The 20,485-nt window shown below is 49.2% G+C and carries 14 protein-coding genes and 1 pseudogene; 3 read left to right on the forward strand and 12 right to left on the reverse strand.

Features of this window, described 5'->3' with window-relative positions; genetic code table 11:
* The first annotated feature begins 86 nt into the window (after window positions 1-86).
* Both recF and L6466_RS10485 read left to right on the forward strand, forming a co-directional pair.
* A complete protein-coding gene (recF, locus tag L6466_RS10480; RefSeq protein ID WP_091814842.1) occupies window positions 87-1,199 on the forward strand; it encodes a DNA replication/repair protein RecF in 1,113 nt (370 codons plus the stop codon).
* Window positions 1,192-1,482, forward strand: a complete 291-nt coding sequence (locus tag L6466_RS10485; RefSeq protein WP_091814845.1) for a DciA family protein — start codon at window positions 1,192-1,194, stop codon at window positions 1,480-1,482. Before recF ends, L6466_RS10485 begins: the two co-directional genes overlap by 8 nt.
* Here the strand turns inward: L6466_RS10485 and L6466_RS10490 are convergent.
* The 10 genes and pseudogenes from L6466_RS10490 to dnaN form a co-directional block, all read right to left on the reverse strand.
* Window positions 1,479-3,182 carry a S41 family peptidase gene (locus L6466_RS10490; RefSeq protein WP_091814847.1) on the reverse strand — a complete coding sequence of 568 codons (1,704 nt, stop codon included), beginning with the start codon at window positions 3,180-3,182 and terminating at the stop codon, window positions 1,479-1,481. The two genes, L6466_RS10485 and L6466_RS10490, sit on opposite strands and share 4 nt — an antisense overlap.
* 45 nt (window positions 3,183-3,227) lie before the next feature.
* Window positions 3,228-3,653, reverse strand: coding sequence for a deoxycytidylate deaminase (locus tag L6466_RS10495; RefSeq protein ID WP_237802951.1), 426 nt, complete (start codon window positions 3,651-3,653; stop codon window positions 3,228-3,230).
* Entirely contained in the window at window positions 3,628-5,691 is a 2,064-nt protein-coding gene (locus L6466_RS10500) for a M3 family metallopeptidase (RefSeq protein ID WP_091851382.1), read from the reverse strand. The genes L6466_RS10495 and L6466_RS10500 overlap by 26 nt, the downstream gene beginning before the upstream one ends.
* 77 nt (window positions 5,692-5,768) lie before the next feature.
* Window positions 5,769-6,182, reverse strand: a pseudogene (locus L6466_RS10505) (MgtC/SapB family protein); the annotation flags it as partial.
* 27 nt (window positions 6,183-6,209) lie between these two features.
* The gene (locus tag L6466_RS10510; protein ID WP_237802950.1) at window positions 6,210-7,877 is read right to left on the reverse strand and encodes a serine protease; all 1,668 of its coding nucleotides are present in this window, start codon (window positions 7,875-7,877) and stop codon (window positions 6,210-6,212) included.
* Window positions 7,874-9,532 (reverse strand): DNA repair protein RecN, encoded by a 1,659-nt coding sequence (recN, locus tag L6466_RS10515; protein ID WP_237802948.1) that lies wholly within the window; start codon window positions 9,530-9,532, stop codon window positions 7,874-7,876. Before recN ends, L6466_RS10510 begins: the two co-directional genes overlap by 4 nt.
* Before the next feature lie 2 nt (window positions 9,533-9,534).
* Window positions 9,535-10,437 (reverse strand): type IX secretion system protein PorD, encoded by a 903-nt coding sequence (gene porD / locus L6466_RS10520; RefSeq protein WP_237795358.1) that lies wholly within the window; start codon window positions 10,435-10,437, stop codon window positions 9,535-9,537.
* Window positions 10,438-10,440: 3 nt separating this feature from the next.
* Window positions 10,441-11,646: a bifunctional phosphopantothenoylcysteine decarboxylase/phosphopantothenate--cysteine ligase CoaBC gene (gene coaBC / locus L6466_RS10525; RefSeq protein WP_237802947.1), complete on the reverse strand. Its 1,206-nt coding sequence runs from the start codon at window positions 11,644-11,646 to the stop codon at window positions 10,441-10,443.
* A gap of 89 nt (window positions 11,647-11,735) precedes the next feature.
* The gene (locus L6466_RS10530) at window positions 11,736-12,602 is read right to left on the reverse strand and encodes a 3'-5' exonuclease (protein WP_091814871.1); all 867 of its coding nucleotides are present in this window, start codon (window positions 12,600-12,602) and stop codon (window positions 11,736-11,738) included.
* Between the two features lie 62 nt (window positions 12,603-12,664).
* The gene (dnaN, locus tag L6466_RS10535; RefSeq protein WP_091814875.1) at window positions 12,665-13,789 is read right to left on the reverse strand and encodes a DNA polymerase III subunit beta; all 1,125 of its coding nucleotides are present in this window, start codon (window positions 13,787-13,789) and stop codon (window positions 12,665-12,667) included.
* A gap of 162 nt (window positions 13,790-13,951) precedes the next feature.
* Between dnaN and L6466_RS10540 the strand changes: the two genes are divergently transcribed.
* A complete protein-coding gene (locus tag L6466_RS10540; protein ID WP_091814877.1) occupies window positions 13,952-14,359 on the forward strand; it encodes a DUF3127 domain-containing protein in 408 nt (135 codons plus the stop codon).
* Window positions 14,360-14,543: 184 nt separating this feature from the next.
* On the opposite strand, the gene L6466_RS10545 is transcribed toward L6466_RS10540, so the two are convergent.
* Both L6466_RS10545 and L6466_RS10550 read right to left on the reverse strand, forming a co-directional pair.
* Window positions 14,544-16,274: an SLC13 family permease gene (locus L6466_RS10545; RefSeq protein ID WP_237795356.1), complete on the reverse strand. Its 1,731-nt coding sequence runs from the start codon at window positions 16,272-16,274 to the stop codon at window positions 14,544-14,546.
* Between the two features lie 923 nt (window positions 16,275-17,197).
* Window positions 17,198-20,320, reverse strand: a complete 3,123-nt coding sequence (locus L6466_RS10550) for a glycoside hydrolase family 127 protein (protein ID WP_237802945.1) — start codon at window positions 20,318-20,320, stop codon at window positions 17,198-17,200.
* Window positions 20,321-20,485 lie beyond the last annotated feature (165 nt).

Consider the following 20,485-nt stretch of genomic DNA (forward strand, 5'->3'; position numbering starts at 1 on the left):
AGTTGCACATAATGAAATTTATTGCCGACTTTTTTGTTTTTAAGCCTTAAAAGCAGTAATTTTGCAGCAAAATTAGAATCCAAGGGATGATATTAGAGCACCTTTCAATCATCAATTATAAGAATATTCAGGAGGCAACACTGGAACTGTCGCCCAATATCAACTGCTTCATTGGTCACAACGGAGCGGGCAAGACAAACGTGCTGGATGCCGTGTATTTCCTGTCGTTCTGTCATTCGGCACAGACCACACAGGACTCTCTCGTGATACGTCACGACCAGGATTTCTTCATGCTGGAAGGGGAATATCAGACCTCAGACCTCAATCCTCAAAACTCAACCTTCACCATCCACTGTGGCATGAAGCGAGGTACGAAGAAGGTGTTCAGACGCGACAAGAAGGCCTACCAACGTCTTTCTGAGCACATCGGACTGATACCTATCGTACTCATATCACCTGCAGATATCCAGTTGATTGAGGGGAGCAGTGAGGAACGACGCCGACTGATGGATGTCGTCATCTCACAGTTGGACCATCCCTATCTGGAATCCCTGAACCGTTACAACAAAGCATTGCAGCAGCGTAACGCGATGTTGAAGATAGAAGACCGCGAGCCAGACCCGGAACTCCTGTCGCTATGGGAAGAACAGATGGCACGCGAGGGTGAGATAATCTATCAGAAACGTGCGGACTTCGTAGAACAGCTGATACCATTGTTTCAACAGTTCTATGAGACCATATCCGGTGGACACGAACAGGTGTCACTGAAATACACATCACATTGTCAGCGCGGTCCCTTGCTGGAGGTGATTCAGCGCGACCGCTTCAAGGACAGAGCCGTGGGCTATTCCCTGCACGGCATTCACCGTGACGACCTTGAGATTATGCTCGACGGACATCCCATGCGCCGTGAAGGCAGTCAGGGCCAGCAGAAGACGTTCGTGATTGCCCTGAAACTGGCACAGTTTGAGTTCCTGAAACGCACCAATGCACAGACCACGCCCCTACTCCTGCTTGATGACATCTTCGACAAGCTGGATGCACAGCGTGTAGAACAGATTATCCAGCTGGTGGCCAGCGACCAGTTCGGTCAGATATTCATTACCGACACCAATCGTGACCATATAGACCAAATCCTGTCGAAGAGCAGTTTTGACTATAAGCTCTACGAAGTAAACGACGGAGAGATACATGTTTAAGCGACGCGAGAAAGCCCTCAAGGACCTGATACTCCAGAATCTGAGGATGCAAGGTCTGGAGACGCCTCTGCTACAGAAGCGCCTGATTGAGGCGTGGCCTGTTGTGGCAGGAGAAGCCATAGCGCGCTACACCACCGATGTGAACATCTACAACCAGACGCTCTACGTCAAGCTGCGCATACCGGCCCTGCGTGCCGACCTGAGCATGCGCCGTCAGGAATATGTAAACCGATTAAACGAGTATGTCGGCAATCAAGTGATTACCGACATACGATTCTGTTAGGCCCTTGCCACTACCACGGATGATTTGTGGACGGCGCGATAGTCAAAACTCATAGCAACCTTCTTCGCTTTCGAACCTTTCAAGTCAGGTGCCTTTGGGAAAGCCTCACCTGCCTCAAAGACGCGTAACGCCTCACGGATAGCAGGGTCGTCCTCGTTGAGATACTGCAACCACGACTGTTCATCGAGGATGTTGTATATCACACGACTGTAGATATACTGTTCCAACAGGCGGCGCGACCTCTGAATCATCAGGTTACGACGCTTCAGACCGTGTTTCTCAGCATACTGTGCAAACTGCTCTACAAGATTCTGCTTCTTGATATACTTCAGTAGTGATGCCTCACTGTCATATTCCTTCAGCACAGCACGATGCTGGTCGGTATAGTCATAGCCAAACTGCAGGATAAGTCCCGACATAGAAGCCTCTTTGTAATAGGAAGTGAAGTCGCTGGTATCCTCTGGCACAAAGATATCAGGCGTGATACCACCACCGCCATAGACCACACGACCATTATTGGTGTGATACTCGGGACCTTCGTGCTTGATGCTGTCCTGCGAGAAGAACTCACCATGCTGATAGCGCAGCATCAGGTCTTCCTCGTAGTTCTTATCCATACCATTGGTATAAGGTTTCTGGATACAACGGCCTGAAGGCGTATAATAACGGGCTATGGTGAGACGCATCATCGAACCATCACCGAACTCCACAGGTTTCTGCACCAATCCCTTACCAAACGAACGGCGTCCAATGACCGTACCACGGTCATTATCCTGAATAGCACCCGCCAGGATCTCACTGGCAGAAGCCGAGCCCTCGTCAATCAGGATGACCAATGGCATCTGCTTGTAACTGCCACGTCCGTCACTGCGATACTCCTCACGGGGAGAACGGCGTCCCTCGGTATAGACAATCAGTTTATTCTTGGGCAGGAACTCATTAGCAATCTGAACAGCCGACTGCAGATAGCCGCCCGTATTGCCACGCAGGTCGATGGTGAGCTGTTGAAAGCCATCCATCGTCAACTGTGCCAGCGCCACCAAGAGTTCGTTATAGGTATTCTCGCCAAAATTCTTAATTTTCACATAACCCGTATTGTCATCAAGCATATAAGCCGCTGTGACACTCCTCATAGGAATCTCGCCACGCGTCACGGTGATATAACGTAAATCCTTCTCGCCATAGCGCAGGATACCCAGTTTCACCTTGGTATCCTTTGGTCCCTTGAGACGGTGCATGGCCTCATCATTGGTAAGCGACTTGCCAGTAAACACCGAGTCGTCTACCGTCACGATCTTATCGCCCGCCAACACGCCAGCCTGTTCTGCAGGTCCGTCGCTGATGACATTCTGCACACGCAGGGTGTCATTGCGGATTGTAAACTCAATACCTACGCCAGAGAAAGAGCCACGCAGGTCATCGTTGGCAATCTGCACATCCTTAGCAGAGAAATAGGTGGAATGCGGATCCAGTTCCGCCAATATCTGAGGCACAGCCTGCTCTACGAGGTCAGCCATATCGATAGTATCCACATACTGGTCATCAATAATGTAAAGCAGATTATTCAGTTTGTTACTGCCAGAATTGATGATACTCAGACGGTTGCCTGAGAAATGATTAGCATAGAATGTGCCGATGGCGATACCAATCACCACAGCCAGAGCCAACCAAAGGGGCGAAAATCTATTTTTTGTATTCATCGATTAATCCTTAAAACTCAAACCTCAAATTTCAAACATCAAACATCAAACCTCCAGATACACCACTTCAATACCTGCACGCTCCAGGAGTTCGATACCATCCGTAAGACGGTATTTCTCGCCATAGACCACACGTTTGATGCCCGCCTGGATAATCAGTTTGGCACATTCTATACAAGGCGAGGCCGTGATATAGATGGTTGAGCCATCACTATTGTTATTAGAGCGTGCCAGTTTGGTAATGGCGTTAGCCTCTGCATGGAGGACATAAGGCTTCGAGATATTGTTCTCGTCCTCACATACATTCTCAAACCCTGTAGGCGTACCGTTATAGCCGTCGCTGATAATCATCTTGTCCTTGACCACCAGCGCACCGACCTGACGGCGCTTGCAATACGAGTTCTCTGCCCAGATACGCGCCATACGCAGATAGCGCGAATCCAGCTTACTTTGTTTGTCGTTTGATTCCATTTCTCTTCAGTAATGCATCAATTGTTGGTTCACCTCCCCTGAATCGCTTGTAAAGCGTCATAGGATTCTCCGTACCTCCCTTAGAAAGTATCTCGTCACGGAAGCGCTGGGCCGTCTGCTGATTGAAGATACCTTCCTTCTTGAATACAGAGAAAGCATCAGCATCAAGTACCTCAGCCCACTTATAACTATAGTAACCGGCAGCATAGCCACCAGCCATGATATGCGAGAACTGTACCGTCATGCAGGTATCCATACGCTGCTTACCGATGATGGCCTTTTTCCACGCTTTCTTCTCGAATGGGATAATATCATCAGTAAAGGCATCCTTCTTCGTATAATAAGCCATATCCAGCAGGCCGAACGACACCTGACGCAAGCAGGCCGATGCTGCCATATAGTTACGGCTCTTCACGATACGGCGAATCAGTTCATCAGGCAAAGGCTCACCCGTTTCGTAATGGAAGGCGAAGGTGCGCAGGAACTCCTTTTCCACAGCGAAATTCTCCATGAACTGAGAAGGCAGTTCTACGAAGTCCCACCATACATTAGTTCCACTGAGACTCTCGAAGCGGGTGTTGGCAAACATGCCATGCAACGAGTGACCGAACTCATGCAGGAAAGTCTCCACCTCGCCCAACGTCAGCAGAGCAGGCTTTTCCTTTGTTGGCTTCGTGAAATTCATCACCACAGAGACATGAGGACGCACATTCTCACCCTTCTTGTCAATAAACTGTCCCTGATACTGGGTCATCCATGCCCCACCCTGCTTACCTTTACGCGGATGGAAGTCGGCATAGAACACTGCCAGGAAAGAACCGTCCTTGTCAAATACCTCATAGGCTTTCACATCAGGATGATACACAGGGATATCCTTGTTCTCCCTGAAGCTGATGCCATAGAGTTTATTAGCCAGTCCGAAGACACCGTCAATCACCTTGTCCAACTGGAAATAAGGACGCAGCATCTCGGCATCCAGATTATATTTCTTCAGCTGCAGCTTATGAGAATAGAAAGAGGTATCCCAAGGTTCCAGTTCGAAATCCACCTTGGCAGATTTCTTCAGTTCCTCCCTCTCCTTTTCTGCCGTAGGCTTATAGGCATCGATAAGGTCGTTCAGCAGTTTATAGACACTCTTCACGTTGCCAGCCATACGATTCTTCAGCACATAGTCGGCATAAGTCCTGAAACCCAGCAACTGCGCTATCTCACGACGCAGGTTGACGATGCGCTTGCAGATTTCCAGGTTGTTATTCTCGTTATCGTGGATACACTCTGTATTCTTCGCCATATACAACTGCTGACGCAGATCGCGCTGTGTGCTATAGGTCATGAACGGCGAATAGGAAGGGAAGTCGAGCGTAAAGATCCAACCCTCCTTCTCCTGTTGGCGAGCCTCTTCTGCTGCAGCATCAATAGCCGTCTGAGGCAGGCCGTCGAGCTGTTTCTCGTCCGTGATATGCAGTGTATAGGCCTTATTCTCCTTCAAGAGATTCTGCGAGAACTGGAGAGACAGCATACTTGCCTCTTCCGTGAGCTGGCGCAGTTTGTCCTTTCCCTCCTTATCGAGCAGTGCACCACTACGCACAAAACCATCGTAGCAGTTGTCGAGCAGCATTTTCTCCTCGGGTGTCAGTTTGCGATGATGACGATGCACATACTTGATGCGCTCAAACAAGCGTTCGTTCAGTCGCACATCATTCGCATGCTGCGTCAGGATAGGCTGCATCTTCTGAGCCAGCGCATCCATGTCATCATTCGTCTCTGCACTCAGCAGGTTGAAGAACACGGTCGACACGCGCTCCAACAAGTCATAATAGCCCTCAGTATCGTCGTCCTTATTAATAATGGTATTATCGAACGTGGGCTTGGCAGGATTATTAATCGTCTTCTCTATCTGTTCATTGTCACGACGGATACCCTCCATGAAGGCCTCTTCATAGTCCTCCAGGCGGATACGGTCGAAAGGCACAGCATCATGAGGTGTGCCATAAGGCTGGAAAAAAGGATTTATTCTCTTCTCTGTATTCTCGTTCATATATATTTCTTTGCTATTTATTCATTTTTCTCATCCACATCATATTCACGCTTCTGCGACTTAAACACGCGATGATGCAGGAAGTTGGAACCCTCCAGACAAATCAGTACCAATGCCGTGGCGGCAATGGCAACATCGTACATCTCGACACCTGCCGTCATACCAATGGCAGAGGTGACCCAAAGACCAGCGGCAGTAGTCAGTCCCTTGACCACATTCCGCTGGAAGATGATGGTACCAGCACCGATAAAACCGATACCGCTGACCACCTGTGCTGCCATACGAGCAGGATCACGCTGGATGATAACGCCTGGCTGTCCCTCGAAACCATCAAAGCCGTGCATGGAAAGCACCATAAACAACGCACTGCCCAAGCCAACAAGGAAATGGGTGCGGAAACCAGCCTCCTTGGAACGATACTCTCGTTCCAGTCCGATAGTGCCACCTAAGATAGCACCTACGAAGATTGTCAGAACATATTGCCAAGTCATACGCTTTGAGGTTTGAGATTTGAGGATTTACTTTGAGTATTTCTCTATCAGGCCTTCTGCCTGAGGGTCGCCCAGTTCACCGGCCTTCTGCAGGTTCTTCACGCCCTCTGTCTTCTGGCCCAGCAAGCACTGGGACAAGCCCAGGAACAGATAGCCATCGCTATGATCGGGTGCCAGTTGGATACAGGTCTTTGCCGTCTCAACAGCTTCGCTATAGAGTCCCACGCGAACCTGCAGCGATGCCTTCTCTGCATAGTAGAGGTCCGACTGTGGTGTCATACGGATAGCCTCGTTGATATCATCGAGTGCCTGCTGAAACAGACGTCCCTTCATCTCAGCCTGATATTTCATATAATAGAAATTTGAGGTGAGCTGCGTCTTCATCAGCGCCTCGTAGTCGTTGAGGTCGGTCACAGCCTCGCGATGACGATTCATATCCATCAGCAACTGTGCCCTGTGAAGCAGATAGGGTGCCGTCTCTTTCAAATAAGGACGAGAGAACTGTGCCATGCAACTGTCGAGCAAGGCCAACTGACCAACACTGTCCTTCAACTGTTCCTTACAAACAGAGGCAGCATAGAAGAGCTCTGGTGAGCGCAGGCTGGAAGTAAACAGTTCCTCATAGATAGCATAGGCATCATCATAGCGCTGCTGGGCATAGCGCACCACAGCCTGCTGCTGGCGATAGGTAGGCAACGGATTGATGCGATAAGCCTCGCCAGCCTCATCATAAGAGCCGTCAAACGACCAGGCATCATAAGCCTGTTCCGGCATATACAACAGTTTCTGAAGCATCAGACGAGAATAGGTATAATGCACCTCATCTGGTTTCTCTGCCACCTTCAGGGCCTTCTTCATATCACGCTCGGCATCAGCAAAACGACTGCCATTCACCAGTTGCTGTGCACGATAGGTATAACCGTCAGGGTGATTGGGGAACTGCAGGATAAAGTTCTCTATCAACTGACAATAAGCCAGCGAGTCGAGTGAAGCGCCACCAATATAGAGAGACAGTTGAGCCTGTCCTACATCCTGAGGCAATGCTTTCCTGATGCCCGTAGCACGCAACACAGGATCGTTGATACTGAGTCCGGTGGTCTTCAGGCTATCTGCGAAAAGGGCACTTACGGCATAGTTCAGCGTATCCTTCAATGAGGCAGGCTGCTGCATCAGGCCCAACACCTCACCTGTTTCGCTGAACAAAGGCGCTCCAACGGAATTCTCGGGCATCTGCAGAGCCACCGTGTAATAAGCATAGTTCTGATTGAAAGTCTCAGCCTTACGAACAGTACCCTGTGGCACTTTCTTCACCTGATTATAAGGCAGAAGCCATACTGAGGCATCAGCCGGTGCCTGTCCCTGCGCAACAGTCAGAGGCTGCGTCTTACCCGTTGTCACACGAAATTTCGCCACATCATAGGTCTCGTTGGCACCAAGGATGCAAGTCACCTCATACTCCTTGCCCGCTGCATCAATCACAACAGCACGCTGGGCGCCTTTGAAAGGAGCAAAACAACTGATAGCCTCACCATTCTTGCCTACATAGAAGCCATTAGCACTGCCTAAGAGCGTACCATCGGCCGTAAACGTCTTCAACGTAAAGACCGACTTCGTAGCCTTTTTCACCCATGAGGGCTGAGCCATTATCGTCACTGTCAGCATCAGCAGGCTGACAATCATATATAGTCGTTTCATAATTTCAAAAGTTCTTTTGCATTCTGGATAGCCGCCTCCGACACATCGCTGCCACTGAGCATCTGTGCAATCTCCCATACACGCTCCTCATCATTAAGCATCAGCATGTGCGTCGTAGTGCCCTGAGCGGTCTCGTCCTTGTAGACCTTATAGTGTGTAGAACCCAAGGCTGCAATCTGAGGCAGGTGGGTGATACTGATAACCTGACGGTCACAATGTCCCATCTCAGACATCATGCGCGCCATCTGTTCGGCAATCTTTCCACTCACGCCAGTATCTATCTCATCGAAGATGATGGTAGGCAACTTCACGGCACCACTGATCATCGCCTTCAGCGACAGCATCACACGTGCAATCTCACCACCCGATGCCACCTGAGATACAGGTTGCAGCGGTGTGGATGTGTTGGCACTGAAAAGGAACGACACCTTATCCTGTCCACAACGTCCCAACGGCTCCTGCTCCACAGCAATCTCGAAGCGCACATTAGGCATACCCAGAGGCACCAGTCGCTCGCGCATCTGTTTCTCAATAGCGCCAGCAGCAACACGTCGTTTCTCTGTGAGCAACTCGGCCTTTCTCTGTGCGTCTTTCAACGTTTCACTGACCTGTCGCTCAATCTCTGCCAGAGCCTCATCACTATTCTCTATATTCGAGAGCTTACGGCCAAGTTCCTCCTGAATAGCAAGCAACTGGTCAACACGCTCCACCTTGTATTTCTTTTGCAGCTCGTAGATTCTGTCCAGACGTGTATTCACCATATCCAGTTCCGCAGGATTAAAATCTACATCATCCATCTTTCCACTGACCTCGGCAGCAGCATCTTTCAGTTCAATGTAACAACTGTTCATGCGCTCTGCCAACTCAGCCACGTCAGGATAAACATGTTCGATACCCTGCAGGGCAGAAACAGCTTTCTTCAGATTGCTAACCACACCGCCTTCATCACCAGACAACGCCGACTCTGCCTCATAAAGGGCCGTCTTGATGTCCTCTGAATGCGACATCGTCTCGCTGCGCTGCTCCAGTTCTTCCTGTTCGCCATCCGACAGACGGGCATTGGTCAGTTCGTCATACTGAAACTGCATGAAGTCCACCTGCTGGCGTCCCTGTTCGATATCCTCACGCAGGCGCTGTTCCTCTTTCTTCAACTCCTGATAGCGCACATACGTCTGCTGATAGTCCGTCAGTTCCTTGGCATCATCAGCAATGATATCCACAACATTCAGTTGGAAGTCCTGCTTGTTGAGCAACAGGTTCTGATGCTGCGAGTGCACATCAACCAACTGCTCGCCCAGCTCCTTCAGCATAGAAAGGGCCACAGGCGTGTCGTTGATAAAAGCACGACTCTTGCCAGCCGACGTCAGTTCACGACGGATGATGGTATCCTCGGCATCAAACTCTATCTCGTTCTCGTCGAAGAAACGTTCCATCCCATAGCGCGACAAGTCGAAGTGGGCCTCGATGACACATTTATCCGTGCCCATCTTCACGCTCTTAGAGTCTGCACGCTGTCCCAGCAACAGGCCGATGGCGCCAAGGATGATACTCTTTCCGGCACCAGTCTCACCCGTTATCACCGAGAAACCGCTGCGAAACTCCATGTCGAGCGTATCAATCAGCGTAAAGTTCTTGATATATAGTTGCTTCAGCATAACTAATTCTTTATTTTTTCCCAGGTAGCGTTCTGTGAGGCATTGATACCAAACAGCACGTCATAGACACTCTCTTTCTCCTTCTGAGTGCCCTTTCCCTTATAGATATTTGCCAGTTCGTCCTTCTTGAAATCCGTCCAGATCTGTGGCAACAGGCTCAAGGGCTTATCCTCATGCGCCTTCTTCAGGTTGGTTTCCAAAGTCGTTGTCACATTCGTACGTCCGCGCTCCACATTCTGCGCCATCTCATCCAGTCCCTGACGATAATAGTCGTATTGCAACTGACGGAAAGGCTTCATCGCCTCGTCCAGGTAATCATTGATGATGGCAAAACGGTTACGGCTATCCTCAAATGATTTCCATCCTGCGAAGTCAAGGTTCTGCGCATTGTTCGTCAGGTTCATGCAGCGCTGCAGCACGTCCGTTCCTCCCATCGGTGAGAAACTGTCCAGGTCCAGGCCAATAATCAGATAGGCATAATAGGCAAAGAGTGCCACCAACTGGTTGTCGATGACCTCCTCGTTGAAATTGAGCTGGTCGTACTGCACAAACTCAAAATCGAAATGCTTATCATTATTATTATATAAGGTGGTGTTGTAGGACGAATTAAACACTGGCCGATTAGCCTGTACCAATGCCGTACAAGTAAAACGGTTACTGCCGGCGTCATACTTTGTCACAGTGATATTAAACGAGCACTGGATGCGCTCATTCTCCTGAAACTGGAGTGCCGTCCACTGCTGTTCGTTGACAAACTGCTCCAGCGTCTGCTGCAGGTTCTCAAACACCGTCTTGTCCGTTGTCTGCACCTGCTGATGATTGATATTGATTTTGGCTTGCAACTCCTGTGCATGAAGGTCAGAGCCCAACAGGACAAGAGCTATAAAGAACAGGAGTTGTTTCATATCTTACTGACGATTAATGTTTCTTACCAATTCATCTATGATATCTGCAGCCACTTCACGCTTAGGCTTCTTGTCATAGTCTGTCTGTCCGTCACGAGAAATGATGGATATCTGATTCTCATCACTTCTGAAGCAGGTTCCTTCGTTGCGCAAAGAATTCAGGACGATAAAATCCAGATTCTTCTTCTCTAACTTATGTTGGGCATTCTGCTCCTCGTCATTCGTCTCAAGGGCAAACCCCACGAGCACCTGTTTCTCTTTCTTCATCTGCCCCAGAGAGGCGGCGATATCAGGATTAGGCACCAGATGGATATCCATTGTCTGTCCCACGCGCTTGATTTTCTGTTCTGCTACCTCCGCAGGACGGAAGTCGGCCACAGCTGCACAAAGGATAGCTGCATCCGTATCAGGGAAGAGTTCCGTTGCGGCGTCATACATATCCTGACAACTCTCCACGCTGACGATTGAGACTTGAGATTTGAGTTTTGAGATGTTGCAACTGACAGGACCGGCAACGATTGTCACCTCAGCACCTCTGCGCGCGCACTCCTCTGCCAATGCAAAACCCATCTTGCCACTGGAGTAATTACCGATGAAACGAACAGGGTCTATCTTCTCGTAGGTAGGTCCTGCCGTAATCATGATGCGCTTACCCAGTAAGTCCTTCTTCTCAAAAAACAAATCCAGACAGTCAACGATTTTCTCGGGTTCCTCCATACGTCCCTTACCTTCCAGGCCAGAAGCCAGGAAGCCGCTCTGAGGTTCAATGATATGATTACCAAAACCCTTCAGGCGCTCCATGTTCTGCTGTGTCGTGGGATGCGCATACATATCCAGGTCCATTGCCGGTGCGATGAACACAGGTGCTTTCATTGACAGGTAGGTAGTGATAAGCATGTTATCGGCAATACCATTGGCCATCTTACCAAGGGTAGAAGCCGTACAGGGAGCTATCAGCATCGCATCAGCCCAGAGTCCCAGTGCCACATGTGAGTGCCATGTTCCATCGCGCTGTGAGAAGAAATCACTTATCACAGGCTTCTGTGTCAGTGCCGACAGCGTGATAGGTGTGATAAACTCCTTACCTGCAGGCGTGATAACCACCTGCACCTCTGCGCCACGCTTCACCAGTTCACGGATAATCAAGCATGACTTATAGGCTGCTATCGAGCCCGTTATTCCTAATACGATTTTCTTTCCCTTCAGCATATCATTGCGGTAGCCGCTCGAGCTCTGCTCGCTTTTACAAAGCTTTGCGACTAAAAGAAATTATTCACTATTCACTTTTCCCTCTACACTTAGTGCTGCGCCTCGCGCAGGCGGATGCGCGTCAGCACCTGTTTGGTGTTATAGGTAAAATCACCTCCCATAATCCAGGCATAATAGCCAGGATCCAGGCGAAGTACCTCGGCCACGGTCTTACCTTTGTGCTTACCGAAATTAAAATATTCCGTCATCACAGGCTGTCCGTCTTTATCCAGAATGGTATTACCTTTCGCATCCTTAGCCTCACCCCAAACGATACGGCCGGCAAAGTCTACATTATTATTGGTCTTCGAGAACTGTGCCAGACAATCCATATCATTGGCCAATACGCGTCCTTCAGGATCCTCACCCAGTTCACGCTGCTTCTCCTCCGTATAACGGTCCAGCTCACCCATCAGCACGCGATAGGTAGCCTCTGTATCCTGGTCAGCACGGTGAGCCTCGAAGTCATCCTCCATCTTACGTCCACAGTAGAACTTATAGGCAGAAGCGAGATTACGACGTTCCATCTTCTTAAAAATAGAACAGGCATCAATCAAGCGACATTTTGAAAAGTCAAAATCGATGCCAGCACGAAGGAACTCCTCTGCCAGCAAGGGAATATCAAAATGATTAGAGTTAAAACCGGCAAAGTCACAACCTGTGAACTTTTCTTCCAGTGTCTTTGCCAATTGTTTGAATGTAGGCTTATCCTTGACGTCCTCATTAGAGATACCCGTCAGCTGGGTAATAATAGGCAGGATATAACATTCGGGATTAACCAGATAGTCGCCGCGCTCTTCCTTTCCGTCGGGATAGACCTTAATGTAGGATATCTGAATAATTCGGTCTTTTACCAAATCAAGACCGGTCGTCTCCAAATCGAAGACGACCAGTGGCTTATTTAAGTTCAGTTTCATGAAATATCAAAAATTCAATTCCAAATTTCAAATCTCAAACCTCAAATTTCAAAGCTCAAACCTTAATCATTGATCAGCATAGGCATCATCAGCATGAGCACATCCTGGTTCTCAGGCTGCTCAGAAGGCAGAACCAATCCTGCGCGGCTGGGGTCAGCCAACTGGATATTTACCTGATCGCAATCAAAGTTGTTCAGAATCTCAATGAAAGAAGAGCCCTTGAAGCCTATGCTCATTGGTGTGCCGTTATAGTCGCACATCATCTTCTCCGTTGCAGTCTTTGAGAAGTCATAGTCCTCGGCATCAAGCTGCAGGGTTCCGTTCTCCACATGGAAGCGAATCAGGTTGCTTGAGTCATTTGAGAAAGGCTGCACACGACGCAGAGCTGACAGCAGGCCCAGACGGTCAACAGTCAACTGGTTGGGGTTGCTCTGAGGAATCACAGAGTTATAGTTGGGGAAGCGGCCCTCAATAAGACGGCAAATGATAACGCCTTCTTCGAAGTTAATCTCTGCATTACGCTCATCAAAACGGATCACCACATCACCACCCTGCTTGCCCAGCACATTTTTCAGCAACGTTGCAGGCTTCTTAGGCAGAATGAATGAAGCAGGCTGCTCACTGTGGATGTTCAGCACCTTATTACGCACCAACTTATGGCCATCACTGGCAACAATAGCCAGGTAATCAGAAGTCAGATCAAAGTAGATACCATTCATCACAGGGCGCAACTCATCCTGAGCTGTAGCAAAGAGAGAACGGTTGATATTCTCAGCCAGCACGCCGGTAGCGATATTGATTGTTGTAGCGCCATCGCCAATCTGCTGAGCCTGGGGGAACTCATCTGCATTCTCTACAGGCAGGGAGAACACACCATTCTGATAGCTGATCTTTGCGATGTTGCTATTCTGATCCACGTCGAAAGTGATGGGCTGTTCAGAAATACCCTTTACAGCCTCCAACAAATCATGATTACCTACACAGAAACGGCCATCACCGTCGTTCTCTGTCAGCTCAAGAGAAGTCTTCATCATCACCTCGCTGTCCGAAGCTGTCAGGTTCAAGCGTCCGCCAACAACCTCAAAAAGGAAGTCACCCAGGATAGGCAATGAGTTCTTACTATTAATTACTCTTGACAAAGCCACCAATCGGCTGCTCAGTGCTGTGCTAGATACAACGAATCTCATATGATTATTCTTTTTTTATTATTACTCGGTTTTGGAGTACAAAAATACAAAAAAAGCCTATTAATCACAAAATATTTGCGAAAAAATTACTTGTTTTCAAACTATTTTAGTAATTTCGCAAGCGATTTTGAAAAAAAACAAATAAAATAACAAATTATTGATATGGATTTAACAGGAAAAGTCATTGCCATCATGGAGGCAAGAAGCGGTGTTTCATCACGCACAGGAAACAATTGGATGACGCAGGAATACGTGATTGAGGTTCCTGGTCAGTACCCCCGCAAGATGCTATTCAATATCTTCGGTGAGGATCGCATTAAGCAGTTCAACATTCAGCCTGGTGAGGAGATTACCGTTCAGTTTGACATTGATGCTCGCGAATATAATGGCCGTTGGTTCAACGACATTCGTGCATATAATATTATTCGTGGTCAGGTAGCAGGTGCAGTACCTGCAGCTACTCCTTTCCCTCCACAGCAGGCTGCAGCTCCTAACGCTGCAACATCACCATTCCCTCCCGCACAGGAGCCCGCTGCCGGTGAAGGTGCTGCCGACGATCTGCCCTTCTAAGCAAGTAGCAAAACACCATAAAAGCATCTGTTCTGAAGCAGATGCTTTTTTAATGTCTCAATTTTAACTATATACAATAAGGTAAGAATGTAGTACACGCCATCAACCAATAGAGGTAAAAACACCACCAGAGGCACAAGAAAAAAAGAGACCAGTCTATGCGAACTGGCCTCTTTTTTAGCTTTTATTGTAGTGGAACTAACGGATAAACGATGTTCACAATCAGTATATTGGCAGCAAGGATAATGAGGTTCATCAGGAAACCGATGCGCATAAAATCGCTGAAACGGTAGCCACCAGGTCCATAGACCAGCATATGGGTTGGCGAGCCGATAGGTGTAGCGAAACTGGAGCTAACGCTGACCATCAGCGCGATGAGAAAAGGATAGGGTTCATAGCCTAGCTTATCGGCAGCCTCGTACATAATGGGGAAGAACATGGCACCTGCCGCCGTATTGGAGATAAACTCGGTGATGAAAGTGCCCACGAAACAGATGGCAGTCATGACGACAATAGGGTTGGAGCCGCAGACATCAAGGATACCGAAAGCAAGCCGCTCGGCTATGCCTGTCTTCTGGATAGCGACACCCAACACAACGGACCCAGCAAACACCATCAGTATTTCCCAGTTGATAGACTTCATCGCCTGGTCAACACTGCAGCACTTAAACAGGAGCATGGCAATGGCGGCTAGAAAGGCACACTGCAGCAAAGGGATAATATTGAGGGCAGAGAGCACTACCATCAGAATCATGATGGTGGTGGAGATAAGTGTCTTCCTACCGATATTAGGCACCTGGGGAGAATCAAAGAACTGTAACTGCGAGGAGAGACGATCCGTTTGGATGTTGACCTTAGGCGGACAATCGAGTAACAGTGTGTCGCCTGCCTGAAGCACCACATCACGAGGAGACTGATTGATGCGCTTGCCGCGACGAGCTACAGCCACCAGAAGCATATTGTTTTCTTTCTCAAAAGCACTATCGACTATCCGGGTGTTGATGAGGCTGCTGCCGAAGGTGATGTAGGCTGTACGCAACTGACGATGCTTGTCGACTTCATTAAACGTAAATACTGGATGGTCGGCACTGACAAATTTATGCGTGTCACGCAGGTCGAGTATTTCATCAATCTGTCCAGCATATATCAGACGGTCACCTCCCATAATAATCTCATCGGAAGAAGAGGGAGACACCACTTCGTCGAAATGTATAATCTCAATTAGTTTACCGCCTTTCACATTATCAATATTGGCTTCACAAACCGTTTTACCGATATGAGGGTTGTCCGAGGGTACTAACAGTTCCACAGTATAGTCGGTGGTTGACTCGAAGGCAGCCTCAGGTGCCTTGCGGTCTGGCAACAGCTTGCGCATGGCAATGATGGAGAGTACTCCGATAAAGAGACAAAACAAACCGGGAATGGTAGTAGCCAACACATTCATTGCAGTGCCGGTCTTATCGGCATAAAGACCAGAGATAATCAGGTTTGGCGGTGTACCTATCAACGTACACACACCACCCATGCCCGATGCATAGCTCAGTGGAATCAACAGCTTTGACGGAGAGACACCTAGCTTCTTCGACCACATTTTGACAATGCCCACGAAGAGAGCCACAACGGTAGTATTGCTGAGGAACGAACTGAGTGCTGCCACAGGAAGCATCAGCCGGATAACAGCCTTAGAGTAGCTCTTAGGCTGGCCTAACAGGTGCTTTACAATCCACTGTAGCACACCAGTATGAGTAAGTCCGGCCACCACAACAAAGAGCACACCAATGATTACCACTGATGTTGAGGAGAAACCGGAAAAAGCCTCCTTAGCATCGAGCACACCGGTGACAAAGAGAATGGAAATAGCTCCAAGAAATACCAAGTCAGCACGTAACTTGGTAAACAGAAGTACCGTAAACATTGATAGCACCGTGACTATCGTAATCCAAGCGTAGAGGTTAAAACCCCAAAAGACGATTGATTCCATAAGCTATTTTCTATTTTCATTTCTTTCCTATACTTGTTTCGTCAGCTTAAACACTTTGCAACCATCTGCAGCGTGCTCGTGACACGAGCGTACTGTAGATGGTACAAAGATAAAACAAACATTTCTAATTATAGCACTTTTTTGCAAAAAATGTTATTATCAAGTTCTTAAATTCTAAAAAACAAGCCATTTTGTAGTTTCAAGGAACCTTTCCTGAATATGTTACACGTCCAAATATCATAAAAAGATTTATGTTTTTAAAGTATTGTATTTACATATGTAATAAAAAGAGAACTGCCCATACGGACAGGTCCCTTTACATTATATCAGAATGATATTTACTCCTCAACAACTGCCTGCGCAGCGGCTAATATTTTTACTATCATACTGATTATTAGATACTTACATTTTGACTAATCAACATTTAAGCTGCATTTTTCGTGCATTCTGCACGTTTTTCTTGCAGAATGTGCTTACTTTTTAACATATTTAGACGATTTGACATCTCTTCTTGCCATTTTTTGTTTCAATTAAAAGAAAAACGAATAGACTCTTGCGGTGTAAGTTTAGGTTTAAGTTTAGATGTTCTTATATATAATAAGGTAAAGTAAACCCTAACCATAATGATTGAGTTTACCATTTTCAGTTTAGAGATTCATGTATATATCAATCATCTCTCAAGCCAGTAAAAAATTGCTGCTGCAAAGGTACAAAATCTTATTGAAATAAACGAGAATAGTATGAAGAAAACACGATTTGCGTATTCATTTTAACTTAAGTGCACAACGGGGTCGGTTCCGCTGTGCACTCGGCTGTGTAGAGACGTCACACTGTGGCGTCTCTACTGCTGTTAAGGGCTACTTCACAACTTTCTTTCCGTTCTCAATCAGCACTTTCCTTACAGCCGACTGAGCATTCTCCACTTGCATGCCGCCCAGTGTGTAGGTTCGGGCATGCTGGGGCTGACTGACCCGCATGATGCCTGTCGTGGTGGAAGAGATGTAGTCGTCGACACTCTTGGCAAAGTTGATGTCGAAGATTTCACAGGAGCCATCCTCATTCGAGGAGGTGAGGCCGAAGATGGTCATTCCCATGCACACATTGGGACGGTCGCCGGTGAAATTGTCGTAGAGACCGCTGGTTGACATGTTCCATGCCACCAGATCGCGCTCTTCGCCGTTGATGATCACCTTGTCCTGGAACGCAGGCACCACCTGCGAACCACGGTTGGTGCCGTTGAGCCACCACAGATACGATGCCCCCTGGGTGGTCTTCAGTCCTTTGCCGCACACGACGAGATACGTCTGGCTGGCCTCGATGTCGTAGTCGTGCTCCTGGTATTTCAGTGTCAGCGCGATGTTGTTGTCGCCCACGCTCCTGGCCATGATCACGTTGCGCTCCTCATCGTAGGTGATGTTGCTTGCCGGAATGCGCCAGGCATCGCCCGTGGTCCAGTCGCTGGCATGGAACTGATAGGCATTGGCCGAGACGTTGTAGCCGCTCACCAGTCGCAGATAGTACAGACCGGGGTTCAGCGTGCCAGCCGTGGCAGCGAGTCGCACGGTGAAGCGTGTCTTCACCTGTCCGTTCTCATCCTTCAGCAGGGCGTCGGGGATGGGATATTCGGCATTGTAGAAGCCGTTGACCGCCCCCTTCACCTGAGCCGGGATGACGATGTCGGCAATCTTCGTTCCGTCGACCATCAACGCGGCCTTGCGCCCATTGTCGGCTGTCGTGAAGCGGCACATCACAGCCAGTCCGTTGCTCTCCTGTCCGGGGTTGTAGAGCGTGTACTGCACATAGCCGCCCGCCTTGGCATCGCGATAGCTCTCGCCGTTGTAGTTGCCCGTGCTCGAATCCGACGAGTAGTTGTACTCATGTCCGGCCTCGCTCTGCTGTTCACCGGGTGCCACAAAGTCGATGGTGCGTGCCTGCAGTGCCTCGTTGGCCGCCTCGGTCTGTGCCATGTCGCTGTTGGCAAAGTTCTCAGCCGTCTGCTGATACCAGTAGCACATGTAGCGGTCGTGGTGAATCTGATAGAAGGGCTGCAAGCTGAGCGTGCTCCATGTGTAGGTATCCACCCCCTCGCGACTGGCATCGATGGCGAAGGTGAGCTTCGACAGGTCCTTTGCCTCAATGCGCTTCAGCACATCAGTACGACTGCCGATGAGCAGCGGGGCCGACAGCAGGTTCTTCGACGAGGCCATCGAGCCGGGCGCATGGTCCATGCGGCCCTCGCCGCCGTATTCGTTCTGCAGCTGTTCGCTGCCGTTGGTCGTGTTGGCGCCAAGCAGGATGGGACCATACCTGAAGGCCACATAGTCCGTGTAGTTGGGACATTCCGCGTAGCCCAGCTCCATGGGCAGCTCCACGTTGATCACGTCGCCCACGGCCCAGTTGCGCTGCAGTTTCACATAGCTGGCTTTCCCATAGGTTGTCTCTATGTCCGATTTCTCTCCGTTCACCGTCACCTCATATCCTTTTCCTGCCCATGCCGGGTGACGAAGGGCTATGGTGTACTGTCCGCTCTTGTTGATGGTAATCTTGGTGCGTGGCTCAAAGGGGAAGGCCGTCTCCTGAACAACGATGAAATCGGTGCTTTCCAGGCGCGAAGGAGTGAAGAGATTCACGTAGAGCGTCTTGTTGCCGTCGTGCGTGTAGATGAAATGGCCGTACTTGGAGTGGTTCTCCATGCCCGTACCCACACAGCACCACATGGCTTGATTCACCTGCGAGTAGATGCGGTAGCCCTGCGGACGGAGCGTGGTGAAGTAGACATAGCCGCCCGTGACGGGGTCTTGCGTGGAGAGGATGTGGTTCCACGTGGCATACTCGTAGAAGTCGGCATACTTGGCATCGGCGGTGCGGTCGCTCATCATCTCCGACATCTTCAGCATATTGTTCGTGTTGCACGATTCGGGACCGTCCAGCTGGTCTATGTAGCGGTTGGAGTTGCTGGCCGACAGGAAATGCTCGTTCACTGAGTTGCCGCCTATGCACACGGTGCGGTTCTCAGCCACGTCGGTCCAGAAGTTATCGGCAGCCGTCAGGTAGTTCGTCGCAGCATTGTCCATCTCTCCTATGCGCTCCATGCCTATATACTTAGGCACTTGCGTGTTGGCATGTCTGCCGTCGAGGAAGGTCTTGTTGAGTGTCTGCATGCCGTTGAGCATCGTCTTGTGGGTGAATTTCTTGGCAGCATCCAGATAATTGCTGTCGCCGAACAGCTGATAGGCATCGAGCATCGATTCGTTCATGCCGCCGTGCTCCGTGTTCAGCATGCTCTCCATGTCGGCATCGCTCACCTTGGCCACCACGTTCACGCTCCAGTCGGCCAACTTCTTGAACACATCCTTGGCCGTGGGGTTGTTGCCGTAGATGAACGCATCGCGAAGGCCGGCCAGAATCTTGTGCTCACAGTAGAATGGCACCCATCCGCCATGACTCGCAAGTGGCTCGGTGTTGCCCTGGTAGAGGGCGGTCCAGTCGCTGTTGATGGGCTGTCCGCCGATGAAGCCATACAGTCCCTGCGTGTGCTGGTCGAACTGGTCCTGACAGTCCTTCATCACGCCCACCATATAGTCCATGCGCTCCTTCAGCTGTGCTTTCACGTCGGCATCGTGGCAGGCAGCATAGGCCAGTGCCAGTGCCGACAGGTAGTGACCGCCCACGTGTCCGCTCAGGTCGAAGTTCGCATCGCCCCAGTTGACGAAGTTGGGGTGTTTCGTCAGCCATTGATAATAAGGACTGTTGCTGTCTTTGGTCGAGGCCAGTCCTGTCTGTCGCACGTAGGGCGTCAGCAGTCGGTCTGTGTCATATTTGAGCAGCGTCTTAAAGTTCAGCTCCATAGCCGTTTTCATCGGGCCGTCGAGCAACGTCACCTGTTCCAGGTCGAAATGTTTGGGATAGAGTTCGCTTTGTGCCAGCGAGGCGCTCGATGCGGCCAGGGCCAGTAAGGCAGTTAAAGTCAGTTTGCGCATTTTGGCAATTGTTTAGTTAATAAAATATACTTTTCGGCTACAAAGATAATGAAAGTTCTCGAAATGCGGCATGAACCATCTCGAATTCTAGATAAATTTTAGATTGAAGACTATAGATTTGGACTACAGACTTTAGACTATAGACTTTAGACGGTTTTTGAGATT

The organism is Prevotella communis (assembly GCF_022024175.1).
Classification (GTDB): Bacteria; Bacteroidota; Bacteroidia; order Bacteroidales; family Bacteroidaceae; genus Prevotella; species Prevotella communis.

Bases quoted from the DNA above. Each gene is read 5' to 3' on its own strand.
- recN (WP_237802948.1), bottom strand. From the start codon at position 9,532: ATGCTGAAGCAACTATATATCAAGAACTTTACGCTGATTGATACGCTC.
- L6466_RS10530 (WP_091814871.1), bottom strand. From the start codon at position 12,602: ATGAAACTGAACTTAAATAAGCCACTGGTCGTCTTCGATTTGGAGACG.
- dnaN (WP_091814875.1), bottom strand. From the start codon at position 13,789: ATGAGATTCGTTGTATCTAGCACAGCACTGAGCAGCCGATTGGTGGCT.
- L6466_RS10490 (WP_091814847.1), bottom strand. From the start codon at position 3,182: ATGAATACAAAAAATAGATTTTCGCCCCTTTGGTTGGCTCTGGCTGTG.
- L6466_RS10510 (WP_237802950.1), bottom strand. From the start codon at position 7,877: ATGAAACGACTATATATGATTGTCAGCCTGCTGATGCTGACAGTGACG.
- L6466_RS10495 (WP_237802951.1), bottom strand. From the start codon at position 3,653: ATGGAATCAAACGACAAACAAAGTAAGCTGGATTCGCGCTATCTGCGT.
- L6466_RS10540 (WP_091814877.1), top strand. From the start codon at position 13,952: ATGGATTTAACAGGAAAAGTCATTGCCATCATGGAGGCAAGAAGCGGT.
- recF (WP_091814842.1), top strand. From the start codon at position 87: ATGATATTAGAGCACCTTTCAATCATCAATTATAAGAATATTCAGGAG.
- L6466_RS10550 (WP_237802945.1), bottom strand. From the start codon at position 20,320: ATGCGCAAACTGACTTTAACTGCCTTACTGGCCCTGGCCGCATCGAGC.
- porD (WP_237795358.1), bottom strand. From the start codon at position 10,437: ATGAAACAACTCCTGTTCTTTATAGCTCTTGTCCTGTTGGGCTCTGAC.
- L6466_RS10500 (WP_091851382.1), bottom strand. From the start codon at position 5,691: ATGAACGAGAATACAGAGAAGAGAATAAATCCTTTTTTCCAGCCTTAT.
- L6466_RS10545 (WP_237795356.1), bottom strand. From the start codon at position 16,274: ATGTTTACGGTACTTCTGTTTACCAAGTTACGTGCTGACTTGGTATTT.
- L6466_RS10485 (WP_091814845.1), top strand. From the start codon at position 1,192: ATGTTTAAGCGACGCGAGAAAGCCCTCAAGGACCTGATACTCCAGAAT.
- coaBC (WP_237802947.1), bottom strand. From the start codon at position 11,646: ATGCTGAAGGGAAAGAAAATCGTATTAGGAATAACGGGCTCGATAGCA.